This window comes from Kiloniella antarctica, from assembly GCF_042682825.1.
Taxonomy (GTDB): Bacteria; Pseudomonadota; Alphaproteobacteria; order Kiloniellales; family Kiloniellaceae; genus Kiloniella; species Kiloniella antarctica.
On record NZ_JBHUII010000004.1, the window covers coordinates 715,499 to 741,374 of the forward strand.

Annotated in this window: 22 protein-coding genes; 8 read left to right on the top strand and 14 right to left on the bottom strand. The window is 44.0% G+C overall.

The features are described from left to right. Positions 1–9: 9 nt before the first annotated feature. From ACFSKO_RS10420 to ACFSKO_RS10435, 4 genes are read left to right on the top strand one after another with little or no spacing between them, the layout of a single operon-like run. Positions 10–879, top strand: a complete 870-nt coding sequence (locus tag ACFSKO_RS10420) for a hypothetical protein (RefSeq protein ID WP_380251213.1) — start codon at positions 10–12, stop codon at positions 877–879. Beyond that, positions 876–2,723 (top strand): AMP-binding protein, encoded by a 1,848-nt coding sequence (locus ACFSKO_RS10425; RefSeq protein WP_380251215.1) that lies wholly within the window; start codon positions 876–878, stop codon positions 2,721–2,723. The genes ACFSKO_RS10420 and ACFSKO_RS10425 overlap by 4 nt, the downstream gene beginning before the upstream one ends. Then, the gene (locus ACFSKO_RS10430; protein ID WP_380251217.1) at positions 2,720–3,661 is read left to right on the top strand and encodes a sulfotransferase family protein; all 942 of its coding nucleotides are present in this window, start codon (positions 2,720–2,722) and stop codon (positions 3,659–3,661) included. The genes ACFSKO_RS10425 and ACFSKO_RS10430 overlap by 4 nt, the downstream gene beginning before the upstream one ends. A 4-nt stretch (positions 3,662–3,665) precedes the next feature. Further along, entirely contained in the window at positions 3,666–4,766 is a 1,101-nt protein-coding gene (locus ACFSKO_RS10435; protein ID WP_380251219.1) for an MBOAT family O-acyltransferase, read from the top strand. A gap of 334 nt (positions 4,767–5,100) precedes the next feature. Here ACFSKO_RS10435 and ACFSKO_RS10440 read toward each other — a convergent pair whose 3' ends face one another. Continuing rightward, positions 5,101–5,919, bottom strand: coding sequence for a cyclase family protein (locus ACFSKO_RS10440; protein ID WP_380251221.1), 819 nt, complete (start codon positions 5,917–5,919; stop codon positions 5,101–5,103). Positions 5,920–6,062: 143 nt separating this feature from the next. After that, positions 6,063–6,890 (bottom strand): IclR family transcriptional regulator domain-containing protein, encoded by an 828-nt coding sequence (locus tag ACFSKO_RS10445; protein ID WP_380251223.1) that lies wholly within the window; start codon positions 6,888–6,890, stop codon positions 6,063–6,065. Positions 6,891–7,207: 317 nt separating this feature from the next. Between ACFSKO_RS10445 and ACFSKO_RS10450 the strand changes: the two genes are divergently transcribed. After that, a complete protein-coding gene (locus ACFSKO_RS10450; RefSeq protein WP_380251225.1) occupies positions 7,208–7,879 on the top strand; it encodes a LysE family translocator in 672 nt (223 codons plus the stop codon). A 259-nt stretch (positions 7,880–8,138) separates the two neighbouring features. After that, positions 8,139–9,521 carry a hypothetical protein gene (locus ACFSKO_RS10455; protein ID WP_380251227.1) on the top strand — a complete coding sequence of 461 codons (1,383 nt, stop codon included), beginning with the start codon at positions 8,139–8,141 and terminating at the stop codon, positions 9,519–9,521. Between the two features lie 152 nt (positions 9,522–9,673). On the opposite strand, the gene ACFSKO_RS10460 is transcribed toward ACFSKO_RS10455, so the two are convergent. Further along, positions 9,674–11,050, bottom strand: a complete 1,377-nt coding sequence (locus ACFSKO_RS10460) for a tryptophanase (RefSeq protein WP_380251229.1) — start codon at positions 11,048–11,050, stop codon at positions 9,674–9,676. Positions 11,051–11,533: 483 nt separating this feature from the next. Between ACFSKO_RS10460 and ACFSKO_RS10465 the strand changes: the two genes are divergently transcribed. Continuing rightward, entirely contained in the window at positions 11,534–11,920 is a 387-nt protein-coding gene (locus ACFSKO_RS10465; protein ID WP_380251231.1) for a cupin domain-containing protein, read from the top strand. A 354-nt stretch (positions 11,921–12,274) separates the two neighbouring features. Here ACFSKO_RS10465 and ACFSKO_RS10470 read toward each other — a convergent pair whose 3' ends face one another. From ACFSKO_RS10470 to ACFSKO_RS10520, 11 genes are all read right to left on the bottom strand, one after another. Beyond that, entirely contained in the window at positions 12,275–12,664 is a 390-nt protein-coding gene (locus tag ACFSKO_RS10470; protein ID WP_380251233.1) for a glutaredoxin domain-containing protein, read from the bottom strand. A gap of 425 nt (positions 12,665–13,089) precedes the next feature. Next, positions 13,090–13,551, bottom strand: coding sequence for an RES family NAD+ phosphorylase (locus ACFSKO_RS10475; protein ID WP_380251235.1), 462 nt, complete (start codon positions 13,549–13,551; stop codon positions 13,090–13,092). A 14-nt stretch (positions 13,552–13,565) separates the two neighbouring features. Next, complete coding sequence (gene parS, locus ACFSKO_RS10480; RefSeq protein WP_380251237.1) at positions 13,566–13,985, bottom strand: type II RES/Xre toxin-antitoxin system antitoxin; 420 nt, start codon at positions 13,983–13,985, stop codon at positions 13,566–13,568. A 272-nt stretch (positions 13,986–14,257) separates the two neighbouring features. After that, positions 14,258–15,487, bottom strand: coding sequence for a PP2C family protein-serine/threonine phosphatase (locus ACFSKO_RS10485; RefSeq protein ID WP_380251239.1), 1,230 nt, complete (start codon positions 15,485–15,487; stop codon positions 14,258–14,260). 2 nt (positions 15,488–15,489) lie between these two features. Then, positions 15,490–16,272 (bottom strand): ATP-binding protein, encoded by a 783-nt coding sequence (locus ACFSKO_RS10490; protein WP_380251241.1) that lies wholly within the window; start codon positions 16,270–16,272, stop codon positions 15,490–15,492. Positions 16,273–16,280: 8 nt separating this feature from the next. Next, on the bottom strand, positions 16,281–16,586 hold the full coding sequence (locus ACFSKO_RS10495; RefSeq protein WP_380251243.1) for an STAS domain-containing protein: 306 nt from the start codon (positions 16,584–16,586) through the stop codon (positions 16,281–16,283). A 56-nt stretch (positions 16,587–16,642) separates the two neighbouring features. Beyond that, complete coding sequence (locus ACFSKO_RS10500) at positions 16,643–18,829, bottom strand: methyl-accepting chemotaxis protein (protein ID WP_380251245.1); 2,187 nt, start codon at positions 18,827–18,829, stop codon at positions 16,643–16,645. 478 nt (positions 18,830–19,307) lie between these two features. Beyond that, positions 19,308–19,613: an STAS domain-containing protein gene (locus ACFSKO_RS10505; RefSeq protein WP_380251243.1), complete on the bottom strand. Its 306-nt coding sequence runs from the start codon at positions 19,611–19,613 to the stop codon at positions 19,308–19,310. A 56-nt stretch (positions 19,614–19,669) separates the two neighbouring features. Then, entirely contained in the window at positions 19,670–21,721 is a 2,052-nt protein-coding gene (locus tag ACFSKO_RS10510; protein ID WP_380251247.1) for a methyl-accepting chemotaxis protein, read from the bottom strand. Between the two features lie 75 nt (positions 21,722–21,796). Beyond that, complete coding sequence (locus ACFSKO_RS10515; RefSeq protein ID WP_380251249.1) at positions 21,797–22,924, bottom strand: TIGR04552 family protein; 1,128 nt, start codon at positions 22,922–22,924, stop codon at positions 21,797–21,799. Positions 22,925–23,277: 353 nt separating this feature from the next. Then, positions 23,278–23,850, bottom strand: coding sequence for a 2OG-Fe(II) oxygenase (locus ACFSKO_RS10520; protein WP_380251251.1), 573 nt, complete (start codon positions 23,848–23,850; stop codon positions 23,278–23,280). A 407-nt stretch (positions 23,851–24,257) separates the two neighbouring features. Here ACFSKO_RS10520 and ACFSKO_RS10525 point away from each other — a divergent pair, with 407 nt between their 5' ends. Further along, the gene (locus ACFSKO_RS10525) at positions 24,258–25,793 is read left to right on the top strand and encodes a multicopper oxidase domain-containing protein (protein WP_380251253.1); all 1,536 of its coding nucleotides are present in this window, start codon (positions 24,258–24,260) and stop codon (positions 25,791–25,793) included. The last annotated feature ends 83 nt before the right edge of the window (positions 25,794–25,876 follow it).

The following is a 25,876-nucleotide window of genomic DNA, read 5'->3' on the forward strand; positions in this document are numbered from 1 at the left end:
GAGGGATTAATGCGTAATATTTCCACAAAACTCATCCCATCACTGGTTTGGATCTATACGATCTTATTCACCATAATATGGTGCATAGTCGTTCTGATGATTATTCAAAATCCAATACCAAAATCAGAAGCTTTTTTTATCCATAACATAAAACGGCTTGAATTATTCACGGGACAACTTAACCCAAAGACAGTGAGCATTGCCATTCTAGGAGATTCAAGATCCCGCTATGCTTTGGTCCCAGACGAAATTCTTTCAGAACAGATATCCACCAGAACTCGTAAGGATGTTAGAGTTCTATCCTTGAATAACAATTGGGCTGTATATAGTGATTTTGAAGATCTTCTTCCAAATTTAGTACGTTCGAATTTAAATGTAATTGTTATTCAAGAAGAGCTCTTTGCAAAAGAACGAGCGTCACCGGCTAACTTTCTACAGTGGCGATCCTATTTAATTTGGCTTTTATTTGGAACAGGAGAATGGAACCCCGGAGATGTTGATCAACATCTACTTCAAAAAGAAAGACGATGTTCCGTGCTCAGGGAAAATGAAACAATTGAAGAGAGAAAACAGCGTATTAAGCTCTGGATGCGATTTGAACCACAAGGTCCAAATGCAACTAAATTAACCGAGCGAAGAAAGAGCCTCATCGGTAATGGTTTAAAAGTACCTATTTTAAGAATTCCGGTTTCTTCTGCCGCGAGGTCTGAATTACCTGGCTTTAGGTTTAAACACGACACGCCAATTATGGCTTATCCCGGTGTTATCAAAGATAATGATTATTGCGATACAGTGCACATGAACCCGACAGGCCGCCAAATTTATTCCAAGTGGTTTGTTGACCAAATTGCGACCGTACTATTGGAGGTCCAACCTTGACGCTTAAATTATCAGATCTTCTTTATGGGCTGTCAGGCAAAGTTTCAAAAAGAAAACCATTCCTCGTATCTGAAAAAACTCTTCGCTATGGAGAGTTCAATGATCAGGTATCTCGAACGCGAGGCCTCTTTCAACGCCATGGTCTTAACGTTGGTGACCGAGTTGTTATCGGATCTGAAATTGATGAAGTTCTCGCCTGTGTTTACGCGGCTTGTTTGCTAGAAGGAATTACCCTGGCAGTCGTCGATCCGAAATGTTCGGCTTCAGAAGCAAATGTATTTATTACAAAGGTTGCTCCTCAATTAATACTCTTAGATAGTGTCGTACTTGAGCGTGCCACCGATCTCGCTCACACAAATAGCGTAACTACAATTTCTATTGCACAACCGACAGTACGAACATCATTTGGTTTATTAAGAAAACGAAAGTCAACATTACACCAAGGAAAAACCTACCCGGAAATGCTGGATACTGAGGAGCTACGCCTTCAAAAGTTGGCAATCTCTGATGATAACATTGCACTCATATTATTTACTTCAGGCACCACCTCCCGACCGAAAGGAGTGATGTTAACCCGGGCCAATTTAGCAGCACAACTCCAGACTTTTAGAAAACAATACGGTTATGAAGAAAGCGATCGTATAGCGAACCACCTTCCCTTGCATCATACCGATGGCCTTAATCACGGTATACTTTTAAGCATGGCCTTGGGTGCAACACTGATTAGGCCACCAAATGCAAATATGCAGAACCTGGATCGCGTTCTGGATATGGCATATAAACAGTCTATTACCCATTTCATTACGGTACCTGTTGTGATCGCAATGATCCTAAAGCTCCCCAATTCCTACGATGATAGTTTTGGTTTTAGTGAGTTTAAATTCGTATCGTCAACAGCAGGTTTTCTGGACGAAACTGTATGGAGAGCTTTTGAAGAACGCTTCGACACTCAAATCATCAATTCCTACGGCTTAACGGAAACAGCAATTGAGGCCTTCTATTGTGGGCCAACACCAGGCACTCGAAAAGTTGGAACCATAGGCAAACCTGTAGACTGCCTTGCCAAAATCGTTGATGAGTACGACCAAGAGGTTCCAACGGGTCAATCCGGGGTTCTCAAGCTAAGTGGCTCAAACGTTATGTTGGGTTACCTAGACGATCCAAAAGCTACCGATGCCGTTCTCAAAGAAGCTTGGCTCGATACAGGAGACATTGCAATTTGCGACGAGCTTGGCTTTTACACGATCGTTGGCCGTACAAAGAATGTCATCATTAAGGGTGGTCTCAATGTTTACCCTGAAGACATAAACGAAATTTTGCATCGACATGAAAGCGTAGATTCCGTCGCGACAGTTGGTATACCTGATGTTTTATTCGGAGAGAAAGTTGTCAGTTGCATTGTTTCTCATCCCCCTAAAAATATCACTGAACAGGAAATAATGGATTATTGCCGGGAGAAATTATCACCAGAAAAAATCCCCAATCTTATACTACTTATGGATCAACTCCCATTAGGGCCATCTGGCAAAGTTGAACTCCAAAAATTAAAGAGTTTAATCAACAGCCGAATTCAAGAGATTGATCATTCCAGCAATCCCAACGCATCGATTGGTTCTCAAGTTTTAGATATAGCAGCCATCATTTTTCAACAGTCTGTTACAAACTTGGACTTATCCAAAACTCAACACGACACTCAAGGATGGGACTCATTCGGGTTTCTCGAATTCGTGGTCGCGCTTGAAAGCAAGTTTGATTGTAGTTTTTCACCCCGAGAGGTGATGTCTATCTCCACTCTGGGTGACGCAGTAAGAGTTCTTGAAAATAAATTAGGGCGAACCCTATGACAAGAAATACCGACGACGATGGAATTGTAGTACTGGGGCACCCCCGATCAGGCACAACCTTGTTGAGGCGGTTGATCAATTTACATCCAAATATCAGCTCCCCTCCTGAGACACATTTATTAAGTGCCTGCGCCAGATTTCTTGATGCAGACATGACCGCCGATGGGGTCGACATGGGGGTACTCGCCGGATTAGATTTTTCGGGGTTTTCTGAATCTGATGTACTTAAAGAGTTACGGCAATTCTCATTTGGATTTCTTCAGCGCATTGCCGAACGTAAAGGTAAAGCCAGGTGGGCGGAAAAAACAGCTTTCGACATTTTCCATCTCAAAAACATCGAAAAACTCTGTGAAGACCATGTGTATTATGTAGCTATTGTGCGTCATCCTCTCGACGTTGCCGTTAGCTGTACCGAGTTCTGTACTTCTATGGGGACATATCCATCAACTTTGCATGAATATATCAAACGTTACCCACAACCAATTGAAGCATTCGCAATGTCCTGGCTTGAAACAACAAAAGCCTTGATGGATCTTGGCCGCAAACGTTCTTCACGATTTATCATGGTTCGATATGAAGACATCATCGAAGACGAAAATGAAATTATGAATTCCGTTTTCCAATTTGTTGACGAAGAACACGGTTGTGACCAAGCACAGTCTATATTTAATTCCATTCCAGAGATTGGTTTTAGCGACCACAAATCTCTACAGGAAAAATCCATCCACAAAAAAAGTATCGACCGATGGCGTTCCCTACCAAGTCCCCAAGTTAAAAGATTAGGAGAGTTATTAAATCCACTCTTAGCCGAACTTGGGTATGACGAAATTGAAAACACCGGAGAAATTGGAACAACTGCCGCGCGCCGTCGATACGCGACAAGCTTGGCTTTGCATGCCGCAAAAACTAATGAAACCGATGACGATACTAAGGATTAACTAAGTGGTGTATCTGTCTTTCGAGTGGATCGGGTGGATGGTTGGTGTGACGGCTGTATTTTGGGCCACGCCACAGCCGTTCAAACTAATGTCATTGGCCATTGCTACGGCAGTTTTCCTTATAATCTACGATCCGATTTCATGCGGAATTCTTGTTCTATTAACATTGATTACATATGGGGCAGCACGATTACCTTTTACCGAGAGTAAACGCCTCATTCTAGGCCTCACACCTATATTTATTCTATTGTTTGGCTACAAAGCTCTCAGTAAATTCTCCGGGAACGATCTGTTAACGGGCACTATTATCCCCCTTGGACTGTCGTATTACACTCTCCGCTGTGCACATTATCTTATTGAAACATATAAGGGGAACAGCAAACAAATTCCCTTGCTCGACCTCGTTGCGTATCTATTTTTCTTACCAACAATTTTTATCGGCCCCATTCACCGTCAACCTGAATTCTCTCGCGACTTAAGACGGCATCGTTGGAACAGTGAGCTATTTTCAGAGGGCATTGAGCGCATAATATACGGGTATTTCAAGATTGCAGTACTGGGCAATTTCTTGATTTCACGTATCTTTGCTGAATCTTCGGATCGTATTTCCGAAGATGGATCAATCCTGGCTGGCTACCTGTTGATGGTCCAAATTGGCCTCAATCTATATTTTCAGTTTTCAGGCTTTTCCGACATTGCCATTGGCTTTGCGCGCTTACTAGGATTTCGGGTTCTCGAAAATTTCAATTGGCCTTATTTCAAAAGTAATATCTCAGCCTTTTGGAACAGCTGGCATATTTCATTAACAAGCTGGTGTCGTGATTATGTTTATGGTCCTGTTGTTGCGATCACCAGAAGTCCATCTTTAGGATCCATTGCCACTTTAATCGCAGTTGCTTTATGGCATGAGATATCTATCCGCTATTTATTATGGGGATTATATCATGGCCTGGGGATTATACTTTGGCAAAAAGGTAGTCAGTATTGGCGGCGATATCCTATAGAGAACCCTACCCTACGTTTCTTGATTAAAGTATCCTCAATTGCGTTAACGACACATTATGTTTGGTTCGGGTTTTATCTTGTCCGCGAAATACAATTTTGACTTTACGCATAGACAATTTTGCTCATGAGAAAAAGGAGATCCCCCTTGTTCATATATAGCTTTTTATCGGCATACTTTCCGCCCATGTTGGCAAGACTATTAACGGGGTTTTGGTTTTCTTTATTAATCATTCTTATTTTATTTTGTGTTGTTGAGCCTCAAGCCGATTTTCGATACGGAAAAATATAATATCGCAAAGATATTATATTACTCGGTCATGTAACATCACGGGATCTGTAACATCACTAGCCCCAAAGAAGCTTTATCAACAAAGCCCGTAGCTGAGGGAAAACTCTATTCCCCTCAGCTACGGTAATAAATAACCGTTTACCGTTCAGACCATGGCGAAAATTCGGGCTGGACCTCCGGTGCCGCCACGGTGTTTTGGGGCACCAACAATAAGAGTGGCACCCGCCGCAGGGACTTTATCGAGATGAGCCAAGCACTCAATGCCCCAGCGATTTGTGGGGAGCCAGGCATAGTGGGTGGCAAAATCACCAGACTGACCAAAATCCAACGACAGACTATCGGTCGCAATACCGACAGCCTTGGTTTCCAATAACATTTGTGCTGCTTCAACATGAAAACCGGGGAAGTGCATTTTCTCGTCATTGCCCACATTGCGGAACTTGTCGTCGCCTACGTATTTATCCCAGCCGGAATTCATGGCGACACACGCCCGATCAGGGATAGGACCGTGATCTGAAATCCATGCTTTAATATCGTCCGGTGTCACCTGTGCATCGGCGTTGGCCGCGGCTTTTTCTCTGATATCAACAACACACAAAGGCACCACCAGATTGTCGACAGGTATTTCCGCAACCGATTGTCCATTTTCAGAAAAATGCAACGGCGCATCCACATGGGTACCTGTATGTTCGTTCATACGCAGTTCCAAAAGATTGAACTTATGCTCTGCGTAATTAAACTTCTGGTCCCGGAAAAACTGTTGCTCTCCAAAATAAGTTGGGAAGTCCTCGTGAAGCTCATGGGTCATGTCTTCAACCCTGTCCACACCAGAAGCAAGAACAGGCGCCGTCGTCGCAACAGAGCCAAGTGCCGCAGCGGCAACCCCCGTCGAAGCTCTTTTAAACAAGTCTCTTCGGGAGAGCATTTTTCTCTTCACAGAATCTATGACACATGCGTCGCACATAACGGTCGTCCTCTCTGATAATTGTAAACAATATTCGTGGATATTTATAATATTTCAGGATGAAACGACACAACTCTATCACGAAATACTCATCCGCGATTCATTAAATTTAAAATCATAAATTGGTTGATCAAAGAGCCCTTTCATACAAAGGTCTGCGCAAGCTGTTGGTGCAACCCATCGCTGCTGTCGATTAAATTTTCCTCCAGCTCCCTTATCGCCGTGTTCATGGCATCCAGGTATTTTTCAGCCGCTGTACGCGTGCTCATCGCAGAGCTGAAAAATACTAAATTGATCGCAGCGACAACCTGTTCCTTATAATAAACCGGACGGGCAATAGATGATATCCCGTTTACCGTTTCATCTACAGACTGGGCATAGCCTTGTTTTTGTGTGTTGGTAATCAAATTTTTCACATAACTCCCATCACGGGCCAAACGATCTTCCGGGTCATCAGATGCCTGTAAAACCTCCAAGATCGAGCCTTGGGTTTTCTGAGGCGAAAAGCAAAAAAAGGCCCGACCAAGAGAAGAGGACAGAACGGGCCAGCGCACACCGATCATGCTACGATTTTTTGAAAGCGGGCTAAATTTGTGGGTCGTCTCGCGGATAACCATTCCCTTGCCATCAAAGACCGCAATGTCTGTGGGCCAGACCACTTCCTTGAGTAACTTCCCTAAAACTGGCGCGCCTATTTGCGTCACCCAATCCCTGTGATCATACCCCTCGCTTAGAGACTTCACCCCCATTGTTAAATGCCACAGATTTCCTGATAACGGGCTTGGTTGCACAAACCCATCCTGCGCCAAGGTATCCAATAGCCGATAGGTTGTCGTACGATTAAGTTTCGTCTTTTGCGCCAAATCCTGTACCGAAATTGGGCCTTCCCGGTTCATAACCTGTAAAAGCAGCAACCCCCGTGACAATGCTCTTACGGGTTTATGAATGGCATCGTCCATTTTATTAATCACATCTATGTACCGCCACTTACCATGTTCGCCATATGAACATTTATTAACATATGATTGCACAGCGATCAAAGTTGAGTAGAAAATTAACCAGGAAGATAATGCTGGGCCTGCCGACGGTTCGTGTGTCGTACCTCTACAATTTCGGTTGCCGAGCCGGATTGTACATAGGGCTCCTTCGACACAGCGGACGACCCCGGCATTATCTTCAATAACCTTGTTACGATTTAATTAAGTTTGGGGCTTGTGGTAACACCTCCAAAAAAAACCAAGGACCAATTTAATTGATCCCCAAGCCCAGAAGATCCGGAGTAATTAATTTGATCCCCCTTGATGTCCTGTTGGTCTTTTTCCCTGTTTGCATTTTTCTTGCCCTTACACCGGGACCGGACAATATTTTTGTCCTGACGCAATCTGCACTTTATGGACGGTGGGCCGGAATTTTTGTGGTACTTGGTCTTTCTACTGGTGTACTGGTTCACACCACGGCGGTTGCCTTGGGCGTCGCGGCCATTTTTCAAGCCTCCAGCATCGCCTTTAACACATTAAAAATCATTGGTGCTTTTTACCTGCTTTATCTTGCCTGGGGCGCATTACGGGCAAAAGCAGAGGAAATACCTCTTGAGGATACAGCGCCCTCGCAAGGACAAGCCCAACAAGGAAAAAGTAAAAAAAATCCTCAGCGGAGCACAGGAAAACTCTATCGCCGTGGTATTATAATGAACGTGACCAATCCAAAGGTCTCCATCTTCTTTCTTTCCTTTTTGCCACAGTTTGCCGATCCTACAAGAGGCAGCATGTCGCTTCAGATGGTCCAGCTTGGTGGGTTTTTCATCCTGTCTACCCTGATTGTTTTTGGTTCTATCGCCTGGTTTGCAGGCAGCATCGGTACCCGATTACAAAAATCAACCAGCGCTCAGAACGTCATGAATAAGGCCGCGGGTCTTGTTTTCATTGCCCTTGCTGTAAAACTGGCCACCATTCAGCAATAAGTGGCACGTTTCTCTTCCCCGCCCCCTAAATATGGTTAACGGAAAACACGTCTAAAGTATTTATGAGCCAAACCTCAAAACTCATTTCAGCATTTTTATAAAATTTTTAGACAGAAAACCCTGTAATTTTAAGTAATTAAGGTGTTTTATAAAAAATCACTAAAAAAACAATCTATTAACACTATCTCATAACCAAGGTGTTATTTTTATCTCATTACCTTCTCGCCTTACTATTTTTATTTACCCAGTGGATTTTTTCATGGCTTCTTCTCTGCCATCTTTACAAATTTTTGCGACCCTGAATAATCAATCCAATAAGGAAGAAATTCAGAGTTCTGTTGCAGCCGTTATTCAAGATCTAAACAAGACCGTCAAAAACACTCCCGATACAGCAAAAGCACGAAAATCTATTGCCGACCTTCTTGATTTTCTCAACAGTCTGCGTTCAACGGTTCATCCCGGACGTGTCGAACTCGCACAATCCATATCTCAGCAAATCATCCCCCTTTTGTACGAAAAAGAAGACACCGATGAAGAAGTTGATGATTACAAACACCTGAGAGCAGAATACCTTCTGATCAACTTCGTGAGCAATGCGATCGGCGATACCCTAGCCTTGCTCCGTGGAGAACTTTCCCAACATCCAAATTTCCGTCTGGGTCGACGTGAAGAAATAGTGCCGCCATTTTGTTTATTCTCCACGCTCTATGCCTCGGGAATACGCGATCTTCTCACCAAGCTCATCATCGTCAGATTTCGAAATCCGCGCATAGAATCAACAATCTATACCCCCCTGAAAAGAGACTTCATTGATCAGGGGAAAAACCCTTCGATCTACTTTGAAGAAAACCGTCTTCACATCAAAGAACAGGTGACAAAGCTGCTAGATTGGGCGGCCTCAGTGGAAGTGGGTCTCAGAGATAATAAAGCCGGAATGAACACAAAAGGCCAGAGCCGTTCAACTGAGTATTCATCGGAAGATTGTCTTATTCAAGAACTGTTGGACAAACTTAAACTACACTCAGAAATCAACGAATACTTTCTGCCCCGATCCGCTGGCTTCAATATATTAAGCCACCTCTACAGCCTTAACAGAGGACGGTTTGTAAATGCGGTAAAGGAAATCGTCAATGCCACAAAATATGGTAACGACCATAATCAGGTGGTTCTTCAACTTGACGCCTTGCTCAACGACATGGGCGAACTGGATTTTGACATCAGCGCCCTGTCCGCGCATTACATTGGCAATGAAAAAAGCCGCATGACCTATCGCGCTCTTATGGATTGTTGTATCGGTTCAGGCAGAACACGGGAACTCATGATCGAAGCCCGACCGCTTATTTCTGCAGAAATCGGCCGCCAACCCATACATCTGGCAAAGCAGATTGTTTCCGACACAAGCAAAACAACCGGCGACTTGCCAAAAATGCAAGAGCAGCTCGAGTATTTTAGAAACATCATCCGGGAAATTAACAAGGTGCGCTTTGAACAAGAACTCAAAGCCTGCGCCAGTATTTTCCTAAGCTCGAATATTATGCGCCCGCTTGCGCAATGGATCGAATCAGAAAACGCCGAAGAAGGCACCTTCTTTTTACGCACCCAGCAAATAGAGATCGCCTTAAAGAAAAAGTGGAATATTTAAAAGTCGCCCTTTGATAACAGTTTTGCAAGCAGTTGCAAGAACAGCTTTGGGGGCAACTTTAAGTAATAGTCTCTTATAAACCTTGAGGCCCCGGCCCGCTCGACAAGAACGGGCCGGGGTCCTTTAGATCATTTCACCGTGTCGTCTTTTGTTTAAGCATCTGACCTCAAAGGTTCAAAACTTGCCGTGAAGTGGCGCAGCATTTTTGGCTCCTGAACAATGCGATACCCCGGTAGCTGCGCTTTGATTTCTGAAAGCTCTTCAAAAACCTCAACCATATAATCCGCATGGGATTGCGTATAAACGCGCCGTGGAATTGCCAGACGGACCAGATCCATCGCCGCAGGTTGTTCCGACCCATCGGGTTGACGCCCAAACATCACCGTACCAATTTCGCAGCCTCGAATACCGCCAAGCTCATACAGCGCACAGGCAACCGCCTGCCCCGGATATTGCAGGGGCGGAATATGTGATAACCAGCGACGGGCGTCGACAAAGACCGCATGTCCGCCCGCAGGTTTAACCACAGGCACGCCAAGCGCATCCAGTCGCTCGCCAATATATTCGTTGGTGCGAATGCGATAGCGCAGATAATTCTCGTCCACGATCTCTTTCAATCCTTGCGCAATGGCATCCAGATCGCGCCCGGCAAGACCGCCATAAGTCGGAAAACCCTCTGTCATGATCAAACGCGCGCGGGCTTTTTCGGCCAGTTCGTCGTCATTGAGCGCAAGCCAGCCGCCGATATTGGCAAAGGCATCCTTTTTCGCCGACATGGTCATACCATCCGCTAAGGCAAAACAATCACGCACGATATCCTTGATCGACCGTCCGGCCTGCTCCTCTTCGCGTTGTTGGATAAACCACGCATTTTCGGCAAAGCGACACCCATCAATAATGAACGGCTTGCCATAACGTTTCGCAAGTGTCGCTGTGCCCCGAATATTCTCCAGCGATACGGGCTGTCCGCCCCCGGCATTATTGGTAATGGTCAGCATCACACAGGGCACGTTATCCCCATGTTGGTCGAGATAACTTTCCAATCGTTCCAAATCCATATTCCCCTTAAACGGGTGGATCAACGCCGGGTCTTTGCCCTCTGCAATCACAAGGTCAGCCGCCATTGCCCCGCTGTTTTCAATGTTCCCCCGCGTGGTATCAAAGTGGGTATTTGATGGGATATACTTCCCCGCGCCGCCCAAAATGGAGAACAAAATGGCCTCGGCCGCGCGGCCTTGATGCGTTGGGATAATGTGTTTGAAATCCATCAAATCCCGCACCGCCGCCTCGAACCGATAAAACGAGGGCGATCCGGCGTAACATTCATCGCCCGACATAATCGCCGACCATTGCTGCGAAGACATCGCCGACGTCCCGCTGTCGGTCAACAGATCGATCAACACATCATCAGAATGCAGTTTAAAAAGGTTATAATCCGCCGCCTTCAACAACTCCCGCCGTTCTTCCGGCGTTGTCATACGAATAGGTTCTACAGATTTAATACGAAAGGGTTCAATTATGGTTTTCATCAAAAGGGTTCTCCGCTTTCGCCCCTTTTGAGAGCTTCACTGCCCTTCAACAAAGAAGAGAAAATGAAGACCGTATTCAATCAGGGCAGAAGCGCCGCGGTTGCCTGCTGACCATCAGCCTGCCGCGCTCAGCGCCCAAATTCATACATCATAAAATTATCGTTTCCCGGCGTTTATTGCAAGGGGGCAAGTGGATTTTGTGGGAAGATCTTTAAAGTACAGCGAGTTGAAAAATTATTTTACAAATCGCACCCATTACACCTAAAGTTGTACCACAAATCTTTTTACATCGCACCTTCCACTATCAACAAGAATAAAGCAGGCCTTAGGGAAAAGAAGCCTGCTTTCAACCCAAAACGGTCCACTACCGTTCAGATGGTGAAACGACAACTATGCGGACCAAGGGGCTGGAATCAACCAAGGCGCCAAGACAACGGTATCACTCTACTACTGAACCATGGCAAGCCCAAAGGAGACCGCGAAGTGAAGTGCCTACGCATCTATGCCACGCCGGATGGGGAATCTCATTTTGATGAGGTCGAGATACCAACGGGAAAAGTGCCGGTCCACCCTGAGGCCACACCGTTCGATGTTACTGCCAGTTATCCAGCATCGCGTGTACGTTTTACACGTATCCCGGCGGGTATGCGTCAGGTCGATTGGCACACGGTGCCTGATCGAGTACTCACAGTGAGACTGGATGGCGCTGTAGAGTACGAGACAAGCGACGGTGAGGTCCGGAAGATTGCTGCGGGCGAATTTGCTCTCGTCGAAGACACACATGGCAAAGGCCATCTCTCGCGTCATTCGCCAGACTCTCAACTCGTTCTTTGGATTTCTCTGCCAAACGGCCTGGATGAACCGCTGTAGTCCTGGTGTGGGCGCAATTGTCGTATTGTGCGCAGCGGGGACGTGTCTTCGATCATATATGCCAGAATCATTCCAGCAATTCTTCCTGTTCCCGAGCGGGAGAGTCGGTAGATATGGAAGTTCTAATTGTGAACCTCTATCGAGGTCCGCTTCTGGCACAAAGGCGAAATACAATTTTTGTTTACTGGGTATAATATTTTCAGCTTTAGAAGTGACGGAAGAGATCAACACAGTGCATATTAGCAATATGCACCTTCTATAAAAACGAGCGGTAAGTGCTTGCCCCCTAATCTCAACTTGATCACTGCTTTGGGCTCCTGAGTTTGGTTATTCCATCTATAAATTGAATATTTTCTACTGCTTTGCACACGCTATTTTTTCGTCTCGTGACACGTCATTTAAAACTAAGCGAATGGCACTTTTATCAGCATTGAACTCTATATTTTTTTCCTGAAAAAAGGGAACGATTTTGTCATTCTCAATTAGATTACGGATGTCGTCCGTGCCGCCGACAAATTCACCATCCACAAACAGCTGTGGAAGTGTTTTGACCCCAGAATATGACTTTATACCTGCACGTAAATCATCCGACAGTAAAACATCATGAGATGTAAAGTTGACACCATAGTGATCTAATATTTGCACCATGTGAGATGAGAAGACACAAGACGAGTGCTCACGAGTACCCTTCCTGTAAAGCACTACCTTTTGGTCTTTTAAATTCTGTTGAATTTGCTTTTTCATTTTTCCAACTCATCATTCGTTTGATATTCATACTACCCAGCTATCTAACTACTTTTCAGCTTTAGATTTCTGAGGCTAATTGTATTCCTGCGTCAAAATTTGCCATTTAATCGATTATTATTTTAACATGTATATTTAATGTATGTTTTATAGTCAAGCTGTTGACCTATTTATCATATCGACTAATATTTTGGCTGTATGAAATCGCCATGATGTAAAGAATGTTCAAACACTAAAAAATACTCGTGTTTGACGAATTATCAACAGGACGTCGTGTTCGTTAGCTAAATTTTCAGCGTCACCTTCTGGCACACGACAACCGTTGGGCACTGGTATTCGATCGTTCACAATTAACACAAAGCTGGCTTCACTCATTTTCACAGAGCATACGATTGAAGCACCCTTACGATATCCTCCCCCCACTCTCACCTGATCATTTTTTGTAGACGGGGGTCGTAATAAAAATTCGTCTTTTCCACTATTTTTAGCTGCGCGGTTTCCGGGTGATTGGGGTTGATCAGGATGTTGTATTCGTCCCTGACGATGGCAGAGGGGATTTCCAAAGCGGCTTGTTTGCCTTTTTGTAACCATCTGTCGCCGAAGTCGCGGGAAGCATGGGTATCTGGCAACTGGTCCCAGCCTTTGGGGAGCTGTTTTTCTGTGATCCGTTTGATGGACAGGTTATCCGGCACCCAGATGGTGAGCATCACCAATTTGGGTAAGGTTGACGCGGCTTCATGGACAAAGCGTTCCAGTGCTGCGAGGGAGCGCGAAGACGCGGTATACAGGATGGGAAGGCCTTTGTTGTGCCAGCGTCCCGATCCATAAAGCCCGCCCCGTCCTGAAAGGTCTGTGAAATTTTTATGGGCCAGCCGATAGAGTTCCATTTTAAGATCAAACCCTAGGCCGTCATGCCGTATTTCATGCGGTTGATGATATCGTTCACAAACGAAATGCCCGCCATGGTATCCAGATAGGAAAAGGCGCTTTTATTCCCCAGAACCATTTGTGGTGTCTTCATCCAGGTCAAGGCGGTTTCCCGGTCGCTGAAATATTCCGTCGCGCTGGTCAAAACGCCGATGATTGCCAGCGTGTGCTCGCTCTGTTGCGGGGTCAGATGGCTGTCTTTCTTTTTCCGTTGGAAGCTGCGCAGGTTCCCCCCGATCAAGGGTACCAGATCGCTTTTTGTGACGCACAAAACATCGCCTGCGTGATCAATCATATCAACGGGCAAGCCCTCTCTGATCACATTAAGTGCGTTTTCTGTGGTATCCATCGCCTTGGCGTTACCACCAAGTAAGGCATATTCAGTTGCGTACATATTATCACCTCCTTGGAGCTAAATCACCTCACTTATACTCTATTAATATAGCGACATATGACACATTGTCAACAGACATATGTCGCCATATTAATAGGGTATATTTAAGTACATGGCTCGATCACAACATGCGTACTTACGAAATAAAAATGAAATTTACAACATACTCAATTACTTACGAACAACCGCGCAAATACCCCGCTAAAGTAAATATCACCATTGAATTTTCAATTTTGTCACGGTATCTAATGAAATGATTTATAAGAATGGGGTTAACGCTGAACCCAAATCGCCGTTACATCATCCGGTGGCAGCACCTTTGAACGTTCATAAAAAGTATTAAGCAAGCTTTCAAGTCGTCTTGCCTTATCTGGCAAGGTTAACGTTTCACGAACCAGTTCAACAAGACCGTTATCGTCCAATGGTGGCGCAGTGTCACCCGGCGTTTCAATAAGAGCATCCGAATATAAGAATAAAAAATCACCATCACCAAATGCAATTTCATGATCTTCGAATTTTACAGATTTTTTAATCCCTATTGGTAACCCGGTAGGATTACCGACCGACAAATCTTTGGTCAAAGCACAACCCACAATAGGAGCCGTGTGCCCGGCCGAGGCATATGTGAGAGTGTTGTTTACAACGTCTATAATTGAATAATTTATCGTCGCAAATTGGCCACGTGGAATTAGATCTATCAACTGGTTGTTTAGTATTGCCAAATACTGGCCTGGACTTTCAATGTCCTTTTGCAAGTCATTCATCACCGTGTGAAGTCGGAAAGTGTTGACCGCAGCGCTGACGCCATGCCCTGTGAAGTCCACGATGAAAACTCCAAATTTATGATCATTGATTGGATGCATCCCCCAACAATCACCGCTAAGCTCTGACGAAGCCTGATAATGCCAATCTAACGTTACCCCGTACATTCTCTCTACACACTGAATGTCTTGTTCACGCGGTAGTAATTGTAATTGCATGGATCGAGCAGCTTCCAACTCTTGTTCGACCCTTTGTTGATACGATTTAAGACTGTTGACCAGAAGTCGGTGCTCCAAATGAGTTTTCACACGGACAAGTAACAATTCAAAATCAATCGGTTTAGAAATCATATCCGTGGCACCAGCCAAAAGAACTTCGTTTCGAAAATCTTTATCGTCGTGCGCCGTTTCCACGATTATTGGCATATCATCAAAATTCGGATTAGCTCTAATTCTCTTAAGAACATCTATGCCATTCATGCTAGGCATTTCAATATCCAAAATAACAAGATCAGGTTTAGTATCGTTAATCCGATTCAACCCAGATAGGCCATCTTCTGCAACTTCAATGGCACCAAATCCTGCTGTACTTAGTTTGGTTCTGATAAGTTCGCGAATCAAAAATTCATCATCGACAATCAAAATAGTACAGGTTTGCAGATCAATTAGCTTGGCCGATTTATCGCCTTGATGTTCTGAATTAGTGTCATGAGAAGAGCCAATACTCCTTACGATTTCCATGCCTAAAACCTCATTGCCAAACATCGCCCATGACAACCAATCTGAACTTCCTTTGCCAAACCAGATATAATTTTCAAACCACGGCCAGAATATACTTTCCCATTAGGTACTGAACTTTCAGCAGCGATTTCTTTTTGTGTTTGCTTTTTAACATACCCCATACCTTCATCAGTCACAGACACCCAGATACCATTGTGCGCAGTCCAAGCACGGAAAGTAATATGGCGATCACCATACTTTGAGACCTGTAAACGTTCATTAATTTTTGTGTAAAAAGCGGAAAATTTATCAATATTGTCCATCGAAGGTGTTTCTAGTTCCAAATTTCCATGTACAACGCCATTGCAAAGGGCTTCATGAACAGCCGTACGCATCAATTCCTGATTAGCTTGGTCAACGTTATTTTCAATGGCAATTTTTTGGCATAATTGCTCCACAAAACCACTATTATATATACGACTTGAAGAAATCGACGCGAACCAGGTTGGTTTATATAACAGATCTAAAATTTGATTGGCAGATTGTTCTATCTTACGATTTTCGTTTAGCTCAAACACACCGAAAAATTGAGAAAGAACCGTTCTTGAAAAAGTCTTTTCCGTGGGTTTCGCACAAACGAGTATCTGAGGCTGATGCCCCCCTTTTACCGACGACGGCGTTGGTAAACCCTTCGCAGCCACAATAGGTTTTTGCCGAAGGCGTGGCTTTACAAGATTTACGAGCGCTTCAAGATTTTCCTTTGAAACGCACTCCGTGATAAATTCTGGCATTGCATCATCGAACATCACCAAATCTACAGTTTGATAGAAACAATTTCTGAAAATTTGGAAATTTCAAGCATCTTTTGGACTTGCCCAGCTGGCTTACACAATTCTAAACTTTTGCCACAATCTACAGCCGCATCATTGATCAGTAAAAGCATCCCGAGCCCCGCTGAATCAATGGTTTCCAATCCACTTAAATCAATAGAATAATGTGAACAGTTGTTTTTGGACATCTCTTCAATAACTTCTTCTACTTGAGTGTTGTCGGAAAACCCGAATTCCCCTTGAAAAGAGACCGATAGAGTGTCGCCATTTTGCCTTGATGAATAATTCAATGTCTTACAATCCTATACTATAGTTCCAAATATTAACATGAATTTTGATGTGAGATTCACCTGACAGAGTTTAAGAAACTTTGAATTTCGGTTCGGAAATTGTTCATCGTTTTATCCAGAGATTTAGCCTCCCACAGCATTTGAATAGATTTTCGTGAAGAACGTGCGGCCGACATCGTAAGTGTTCCCACACTATCAAGAACAAGGGTCGCATCTGTACTGACACTGCTTGCAGTCCGTGCAATTTCTTGAGTAACTTCATTTTGTTCTTCTATGGCGCTCGCAATTACTGTTGTGGTCGAGTTGATATCATTGATAACTGTTCCAATACGTTCAATCGCGGTGACCGATTTGCCGGTAGATCCTTGAATATTACCAATTATTAATGATATCTGCTCTGTCGCTTTTGCCGTTTGAGTTGCCAGGCTTTTGACTTCGGACGCGACAACAGCAAATCCCTTCCCGGCATCACCCGCACGGGCAGCCTCAATGGTGGCATTTAGCGCCAAAAGATTTGTTTGTTCGGCAATCGCAGAAATCATCTCTGAAACTTCGCTAATCTTCTGGCTTTCCATTTCTAATCCGCGAACCAAACTTGTTGCTAGATCAACTTCTGTAACCGCACTTTCTACAATTCTTGAAGATTGTGCGACTTGTTCAGATATTTGAGAAACCGAGGCCGATAACTCTTCAGCAGCGGCGGCGGTCGAATCAACATTGGAGGATGTACGTTCCGCTGATAGCGCAACTTCAAATGATCGGTTCCCTGTCGCGGTTGTTTCTGTACCTGATGAAGATGCAGCACCGACTATACGTACCGCCACGGCCATAACCTGCTCAATCAAATCCTCAGACTGACCCTCAAAACTTTGAATAAACCCGGATACTTCCCCGGCTCGCTTTAGCTTGGACGCCTCTGCGTCAGATTGCTCTTTCGCCAAGCGTTCTGCTTCTATCATTTTATCTTTAAAAACTTGCAGTGCAGAGGCGATATCACCAATTTCATCTGTTGACTCACCGTTAGAGATTTCAAATGACTTATCACCCTCAGCAAGCATAAGCATTTCCGATGTTGATCTTTGCAACGGCTTCACAATAGAGCGAGCAAAATACCAACTGATTATACCGACAACAAAAAGAACACTTAATGATATTAAGACAATTTTGTTTCGGGCTTCATCAGAAGGTAATAAAACCTCTTCTATATCAATTTCAGCCAGAAGAGCCCAGCGCACCCCGAGAAAATCTATAGGTCCATAAGCCGATATTACATCAATACCCCGGTAATCCGGTAAAACTTGAACACCTTTATTGCCTTCCAAGGCTTTAATTACAGTGTCAGTTTTTATGCTTGATTTTAATATTGTTGATTCTTCTGAAAACCGGGAATCACTTCTCATGAGATAATCTTGGCCAACGAGGTAAGATTCACCAGTTTCCCCCATACCTGCTCGTTGCTGCAAAATTTTGTTCATTTTACTAATGGGCATTTGGAAGATTAAAACGCCTTGAAGGCCGTCCTTTGAAATTATAGGCGTTGATATAAAGCTCGCAGGTGCACCATAGCTGGGAGAATAGGAAGCAAAATCAATAAAGCTAAGATTGCCAACTTTTTTGTTTGCCATAGCTGCATTGAAAGCTTGGGCGAGCCCAGTATCTTTGTATTTTCCACTGATCAAATTGGTTGCATAATCCAACTCTTTATATACGGAATACACAACATTTCCCTCAACATCGACCATAAAGATATCATAGTAGCCGCGTATAAGAAGCAGTTCTCGAAACCAAGGGTGAAAGCGACGATGCTCTGTATGATAGGCGCTTTCAAATTTTGGCCCGTCATAAAGGTGTTTCTCCCCAATCTTTTCGGGGTTTCCTTCTGGATTTACGGCTTCAGCAGTTTGATCATTGATATAAATCCCCTGCAGCGATTTGAGTGCACTCCCGTGCAGCCTTTGCTCATCCTGAAATCCAAGTGTTAAGTTAGACATTGCATTCTGTACGTACCCATTACTGGCTGATAACGACAGGTCTTCCTTGATGAATTCTAGGTAATCATTCAAAGCGGAACTTCGAGACTCACTCAAAGCCTCCAGCGTTCGCTCTGCTTCACGGATAAGGCTGGATGATGTATTTTGAACACTAAATACCCCAACGGAAAACACCGATATAGTAGAAATAGTGATAAATAGAATAGGGAGTTTTTTTGATATTTTCATACCAAACATGTTGGATAAATTCATAACCTTATTGATCCTCATAGCGCTTTATTAAATTCATAATTACTATGTATGTTAACTTCATCACATGGATACGACAGAGAGCACTACGCACATCTAAGAGTTGTGCAAAAAGAATTTCCATCTAACTCCGACTGTAAGCGTATAACGATGAGCAAAAGATCTTAATTGTTAAATTCGGTTACAGTTACTTGTTTAAATTTTTAAAAAACCTATACAAACTGTTGCTCACTATAGGATTCATTTTTATTTTATTAATCATGAACCCTTAATTTCGAAGAATATATTTTCAATATTATTTAAAACCATAAATTGTAAATGTTTAGTTAAGCAAGAAAAAAAAGTGCTATATATCTAACCGTAAACGTTTAGCAGATTATCAATTTCATTCATAAAAATATTAAACCACTTACCGACGGATGTCGGTAGATTTACGTGAAGAGTATAACTCTAGGCATTGCATCATCGAACATGCCCAAACCTACAGTTTGATAGAAACAATTTCTGAAAATTTGGAAATCTCAAGCATCTTTTGGACTTGCCCAGCTGGCTTACACAATTCTAAACTTTTGCCACAATCTACAGCCGCATCATTGATCAGTAAAAGCATCCCGAGCCCCGCTGAATCAATGGTTTCCAATCCACTTAAATCAATAGAATAATGTGAACAGTTGTTTTTGGACATCTCTTCAATAACTTCTTCTACTTGAGTGTTGTCGGAAAACCCGAATTCCCCTTGAAAAGAGACCGATAGAGTGTCGCCATTTTGCCTTGATGAATAATTCAATGTCTTATAATCCTATAATATAGTCCCAAATATTAACATGAATTTTGATGTGAGATTTATCTGACAGAGTTTAAGAAACTTTGAATTTCGGTTCGAAAATTGTTCATCGTTTTATCCAGGGATTTAGCCTCCCACAGCATTTGAATAGACCTTCGTGAAGAACGTGCCGCCGACATCGTAAGTGTTCCCACACTATCAAGAACAAGGGTCGCATCTGTGCTGACACTGCTTGCAGTCCGTGCAATTTCTTGAGTAACTTCATTTTGTTCTTCTATGGCGCTCGCAATTACTGTTGTGGTCGAGTTGATATCATTGATAACTGTTCCAATACGTTCAATCGCGGTGACCGATTTGCCGGTAGATCCTTGAATATTACCAATTATTAATGATATCTGCTCTGTCGCTTTTGCCGTTTGAGTTGCCAGGCTTTTGACTTCGGACGCGACAACAGCAAATCCCTTCCCCGCATCACCCGCACGGGCAGCTTCAATGGTGGCATTTAACGCCAAAAGATTTGTTTGTTCGGCAATCGCAGAAATCATCTCTGAAACTTCGCTAATCTTCTGGCTTTCCATTTCTAATCCGCGAACCAAGCTTGTTGCTAGATCAACTTCTGTAACCGCACTTTCTACAATTCTTGAAGATTGTGCGACTTGTTCAGATATTTGAGAAACCGAGGCCGATAACTCTTCAGCGGCGGCGGCGGTCGTATCAACATTAGACGATGTACGTTCCGCTGATAGCGCAACTTCAAATGATCGGCTCCCTGTCGCGGTTGTTTCTGTACCTGATGAAGATGCAGCACCGACTATACGTACCGCCACGGCCATAACCTGCTCAATCAAATCCGAAGCCTGACCCTCAAAACCCTGAATAAACCCGGACACTTCCCCGGCTCGCTTTAGCTTGGACGCCTCTGCGTCAGATTGCTCTTTCGCCAAGCGCTCTGTCTCAATCATACTGTTTTTAAAAACTTCAACAGTCGCAGCCATTTCGCCGACTTCATCTGTACGACCCTGTGCCGGTATTACAACGGTTTTATCCCCTCCGGCCAACTGCTGCATAGCTTCGGTCATCTTTTTGATAGGACTTCCAATAACCCAACCCAAAAACAACGCTACACCAACAGCAAGAAGTAATCCTAACACAGAAACAACAATCAATACCATTTCAGCAAACGCAATTTCATGGGCAGCTTGTTCCGCTATTTCACGCTCGTGCTCAGACGCAATACGAGCCAATTCCACAGCACGATTTAATATGGTTGCTGAAAAATTCGGCATAACAACGTCCATCATATCCGTCAATTCTAATTGATCGCTCAGAGCCTTATTATAAATAATTTCGTACCTTTTTTTAAGCTCTTGAAGTTCTTTATGAAGTTTGCGTTCGCTATTTGTATTAAGTTCTGGCTCCGCAACCTTTAACGTTCCCTCAAACGCCGCGAGTTCATCAGAAATTTTAGTTGCATACTCCTTCTTTCCTTCAAAAAGTAACCTCCCCGTGTTGATCTGGACAAGGAAGGCATGTTCTCGAGCCTCAAAAATCAGACTGCTTAACTTTCCGTTATTTTCGGCTTGTGCATTGACAATCAACCCATCTAGATCCTTTATCATAAGATCAGCCGCGGGTTCTAATTCCTGATTAACCGCTGTCATGAACTCGTGCTTTTTCTTTGCAACGCTCAGAAAATCCCTAGCATAGGCATTAAACGCTACCTCAATTTCGGATACAAACTTGAGATGTTGCTCAATTGATATTCCTTCCTTGGCTCGCGTTATCGCCTCTAACGTTTTCTCTTTATTTTTATGCGTCGCTTCCTCTGAGGTATTATCACCTTTTTGGACAAAAGCACGTGCAGATCGGCTCATTTTCAAAAACTGAAGTTCAATATTTGTCGCCAGATCTAACTCTTTAGCAGCGCTCTCCATCTCCTCAACTTCATGCCCAATTTTCACAAAATTTGAGTAAGCCAGCCCAAGAACCAATAAAAATAAAATGATAACCGAGCCAAAACCAATTAATAGCTTTTGGTTAATTTTTAAATTGGAAAAAAAACTTGATGAGCGGATACCCATTAAAGAAATCATGTGTTCTTGATTTGGCATGGAGCAGCATCCTTAATAGGATTAATTATAAGAACACTTAAAACCATACATTGTAAATTTTTTATTAATCAAGCCTCATTCAGGATGCACGTCCTGTTTAGTCTGGCGACACAGGGGGCCCATCACACGGTGGCGGACGGATCTGATTTGTCTTAACTTGTATTGCTCGTGTGAGGCTTCGCCATGACGGTTGGATTGATAACTAGCTTCGTCCAAAATTTGAATTTCATAGGGGAAATAAAAGCGGATGCGCGTGCCGTCGTCTTCTTTTAGACGGACACGTTGTCGACAAGTGAATTGGAGCGAGCGATAATGCGATCCGCTAAAAAGATTATCGGTTACGCGGTCCACTTCGTCGGGATACCTGATCAAATCACCTTCTAGTCTGGCAGCTTCCAGATCGTCCATGTCCTTCCATCTTTCTTCCATCCACTCCACATCAATCAAAGTATTGCGAGAACGCGAAGGCTTAATGTTTGCGAACATGACCACGTTATACTCGCGCAGATAGCAAAGAACCTTTAACGCATCGAGCAGATCACGGGTGACAATGCGAATACCCAACCAGTCAAAAATATCGGCGGCAACATTTTCGGCCTTATGCAACATTTTCAAAACCGCCGAATGACGTGTTTTAGAGGATTTTCGCTCGTATGAACTAAGTTCTATATCACCGATATAGGTACCATTAGATGTATATCGAATATGTTGTTCGAAGCGCCCGAATATCTGTTGCTGAATTTGTGTATGATAGCGTTCGTTAAAATAAGACCCACAGTGTGAAAAGGTATGCATGACCCGCAGCAACGCACAGGCCCATTGTGATCGTTCGGTTGCGACAGGTTCCGACACCCACAACAAAAGTTGTAAAACGCTTTCCTGATTACGGACTTCTGGCGTAATTTCCTCACCCTCTTGAAGCAGGACTTCTTCTATAAAGGTAATGGCTTCTTGACGTATGCCTTCAATTTCCTGACGATCTTCAAGCTGCTGATAATCAAATCCATAACACTCAAGAAAGGCTTCAGCTTCTTTCAAGCTGCTCACCTGTAGCTTATCAGAATCAATAATAGATTGGCCTTTAAGCACCGTTGTAAGAGATGCACCTGACCATAATTTTGGTTCGCTCGTCATATTTAAATCGGTCCCGATAAATGAACCCAATACATACTTCCAAGTTGTCTTGGTAAGTTGGTCGCTCATGGCAACGGGCCAGTTAATACCACAGTATTACATATACTACTGTGCGACACATACAACGAGTGCTACCCATACTACCGCGTTCCCCATGCGGCCATTACGTCACCTGTACCATTGTGTGCCCTCACCATTGCGCAACCCCACCATCCCGCAAAAGGAATAATTTTCACTTAAATCCCGTTCTTAATACGCATCAAGATATTTTGAAATCTTAATCTCATGTTTGGAATTGGCACATTTCTCTTAATTTTCAAGGTTCTCAACCTGTTTTCACGAAGTTTTGACATCAACCTCAATCTCCATATTCTGGTAAATGCGGTATAACCTTGGCAAAATCTACGTGAGAAATATTCAGCTTATCGAAAAGCTGGCCCATGGACCCAAGCAACAAGCGCGTACCTTGTCCCTTTGGTCACCGGACGGACTTGATGCTGGAGGAAACTGGAAAAAACCACCGCCGTTCCCTGATCTTTTGGGGCCGTCCAGTCACGGCCTTCGTTATCGACGATTAGTTCACCACCGTTATAAGCAGCGCCATGCGTGAGCTGGATCGAAATCGACAGCTTTCGCGTAATCGTAGAGCCTGAAGAGCCGATATCCATATGCGCGCCATAGTGCCCCGCAGGTGCCGTAGGATCGATTGGCGCATCATATCTGATTAACTGAAGACCTTCTTTGAAGTCTTCAAGGTCAAATTCAAACCAGTCCTGATTTACCCGAGATACCAATTTCGCCAACTTACCGAATATCCAAGCGGTTTCGTCTCCGTCATCCAGCCAAAGATACTGGCACTCGCGAATGGAACTCTTCACTCCACCCGCAAGTTTAGCTGAGGCAACGTCCTGAGATTGTTCAAAAAAATCGATCAGTTGTCGACATTCCCTGGATGACAGTACTTTTTCCCTCACACAAGGACGGGTCATTTTCATAACGAGGGCTGCTTTCAGTTTTGTATAAACAAGGTTCTTCTTTGTCTTCAAGAGCCAGAAGAAAGACAAGAGGAAAGATTAAAGCCTGTATAAATAAACGCCAAAGTAAATCGGTATAACCCCGTACCGAACATAAAAACAGATGAATGTAATTCTCGAAAAATTCAAAAGCTCAAAAAATCATAGACACGGAATAATAATACCTTATAATTTTCCGATTAAAATATTTCACTTTTAATTCATAGAGATAGATCTTTTTGAACAACAGATATAAAGTAATATAGATTCATAAATTTCAACAAATAATTGTAACACCACAAAAAAAATAAAAGCAGTCATGATAAGCTGCCAATGTTAACCAGACATTAGTATTGTCACCCCAATATTGCTGTCTCAGGGGAGTTTTAATGAAAAAAATAGAACGGCGTACGTTTTTGAAAGGGGCTGCCGCCCTTTCAGCAGGTGGAATCGTCTTTCAGGGAATCACCAGCAGTGGATTTAGCTATGCACAAGAAGTCCACGACAGTGTTTCGCCATTGGGTATTACCGATGACCTTCCAAATCCACCAGAATTAAGATCCGTAGACGGTCAACTCCGTGCTCAAATTTACATGAGTTACAACAAGGTTGAGTTACCAAGCGGCACCGCGATGTTGCGGAACTTTAACAACAGCCTGCCCGGACCGACACTTCGAATCAATCCCGGGGATACTCTGGAGCTGGCGTTTGAAAACCGGATGCCGGAAAACACACCGGACCAACCGACAGAAGTGAATATTCCCAACCACTTCAACACAACCAACATGCACTACCACGGCTTTCATGTTAGCCCAAAGGGCAACAGCGATAACGTCTATTTGAATATCGAACCTGACCAAAAATTCAATTACGTGGTTGAAATTCCGGACGACCATCCAGCTGGAAGTTATTGGTATCATCCCCATCGCCACGGTTCGGTCTCTGCCCAGGTTGCCTCTGGCGCCGCAGGAATGGCCGTGATTACCGGAACTCTTGATGAAGTTCCTGAGATCAAGGAAGCCGTTGAGCGCGTCCTTGTCATACAGGCCCCCATCCCCGGTGTTGATGGTATTTTGGATGCAGAAGACCCAATTTGGCCGTTGGATGCAGAACGCGATTTCCTTGTTAATGGGAAATACAAACCCCGGATTTATATCCGCGAGGGCGAGGTTCAACGTTGGCGTATCCTCCACGCGGGCGATGCGCAATTCTTTCCCTTTAAAATCGATGGTCTGGAAATTTACGAAATCGGCCGCGATGGCAACCCGCTGCCAAAAGCCAAACGCGTGGATCAAATTGATCTTGCACCGGGTAACCGGGTTGATATCCTCGTCAAAGGTGTTAAGGCCGGAGCTTATCTGTTGGCGCGTCCTTTCTTCGACCAAGGAAAAGCGTCTCTTCCTCCTGTACATCTTGCCAATATCTTTGTGATTCCCAAAGACGATGCCCGCGTTCCAGCAGGCACACCCTTTGGTCACAGTATTCCTGAAGGCGATCTGCCCGAAAACAGGATACTGACAGATATCACCGATGACGAGATCACGGCACATCGGAAAATTGTGCTCGGTGTTGAAGACGTTAAGGGCTATTTCCACGACACACTGTTTACCATTAACGGCGAACCTTTTGATCCCCGCCGTGATGATGTGGTCTCGAAAGTCGGTGCCGTAGAAGAATGGACCCTGATTAACACAACGCCCTTCCCACACCCCATCCATATTCACGTCAATCCTTTTCAGGTGATGTCTGTGAACGGGGTAGCCGATCCGGATAAACCCTGGATGGATACCATTGCCGTACCAGCCGCAGGATCTGTTGTTTTCAGAACCCGGTTTCTGGATTTTTCAGGGCGTTATGTCATGCATTGCCACATCCTCCCCCACGAAGATACCGGCATGATGATCAACGTGAACATCGAAGCCTAGTCCAAACTGAATATTTTACAGACCAAAATACTTACCGGGCTAGAACACCTACCAGACTGGAACTTTTGACCAGACAGGAACGC